General features: G+C 54.6%; 2 protein-coding genes and 1 pseudogene. All 3 read left to right on the top strand.

The genetic code is table 11. The features are described from left to right. Positions 1-77: pseudogene (locus AC1DVH_RS31415) on the top strand (30S ribosomal protein S13); the annotation flags it as partial. A gap of 30 nt (positions 78-107) precedes the next feature. Beyond that, positions 108-497 carry a 30S ribosomal protein S11 gene (rpsK, locus tag AC1DVH_RS31420; RefSeq protein ID WP_002555466.1) on the top strand — a complete coding sequence of 130 codons (390 nt, stop codon included), beginning with the start codon at positions 108-110 and terminating at the stop codon, positions 495-497. Positions 498-515: 18 nt separating this feature from the next. After that, on the top strand, positions 516-1136 hold the full coding sequence (gene rpsD / locus AC1DVH_RS31425; protein WP_003176404.1) for a 30S ribosomal protein S4: 621 nt from the start codon (positions 516-518) through the stop codon (positions 1134-1136). Positions 1137-1202: the final 66 nt, after the last annotated feature.

A 1202-nucleotide genomic window follows, 5' to 3' on the forward strand; every position in this document is an offset into this window, starting at 1 on the left:
GTCTTCCAGTACGCGGTCAGCGTACCAAGACCAACGCGCGTACCCGTAAAGGTCCGCGTAAGCCGATCCGCAAGTAATCGCCCCAGCGAATCGACAGGAATTTAATCATGGCAAAACCTGCTGCTCGTCCTCGTAAAAAAGTTAAAAAGACAGTGGTTGATGGCATCGCCCACATCCATGCATCTTTTAACAACACCATCGTGACCATCACCGACCGTCAAGGTAACGCTCTTTCCTGGGCTACCTCCGGTGGTTCGGGTTTCCGCGGTTCCCGCAAGTCCACCCCGTTTGCTGCTCAAGTAGCTGCTGAACGTGCTGGTCAAGCTGCGCTGGAATACGGCCTGAAAAACCTCGACGTCAACGTCAAAGGTCCAGGTCCAGGTCGTGAATCCGCAGTCCGCGCTTTGAACGGCTGTGGCTACAAGATCGCCAGCATCACCGACGTGACGCCAATCCCGCACAACGGGTGCCGTCCGCCGAAGAAGCGCCGCGTGTAATCCAGGAGATTGTAAAGAATGGCTCGTTACATTGGTCCAAAATGCAAACTCGCTCGTCGCGAAGGCACCGATCTCTTCCTGAAGAGCGGCGTGCGCGCGATCGAATCGAAGTGCAACATTGAAGCAGCACCTGGTATCCACGGCCAACGCCGCGGTCGCCAGTCCGACTACGGCACCCAACTGCGTGAAAAGCAGAAGGTCCGTCGTATCTACGGCGTTCTCGAGCGTCAATTCAGCGGCTACTACAAAGAAGCTGCTGGCAAGAAAGGTGCAACCGGTGAAAACCTGCTGCAACTGCTCGAATGCCGTCTGGACAACGTTGTATACCGTATGGGCTTTGGTTCGACTCGTGCCGAATCCCGTCAGCTGGTATCGCACAAGTCGATCAGCGTAAACGGTCAGACCGTTAACGTTCCGTCCTACCAGGTTCGTGCTGGTGACGTGGTCGCTGTTCGCGAGAAAGCAAAAAATCAACTTCGCATTGTCCAAGCTCTCGATCTGTGTGCCCAACGTGGCCGCGTAGAATGGGTAGAAGTAGACACTGAGAAGAAGTCGGGCGTTTTCAAGAACGTTCCAGCTCGCAGTGATCTGTCCGCCGACATCAACGAAAGCCTGATTGTCGAGCTCTACTCCAAGTAAGGGCTAGAAAATAGGTGCATCCATGCAGATTTCGGTAAATGAGTTCCTGACACCCCGCCACATTGA

It is taken from the genome of Pseudomonas sp. P4_C3, assembly GCF_056402075.1.

Bases quoted from the DNA above. Each gene is read 5' to 3' on its own strand.
- rpsD (WP_003176404.1), top strand. From the start codon at position 516: ATGGCTCGTTACATTGGTCCAAAATGCAAACTCGCTCGTCGCGAAGGC.
- rpsK (WP_002555466.1), top strand. From the start codon at position 108: ATGGCAAAACCTGCTGCTCGTCCTCGTAAAAAAGTTAAAAAGACAGTG.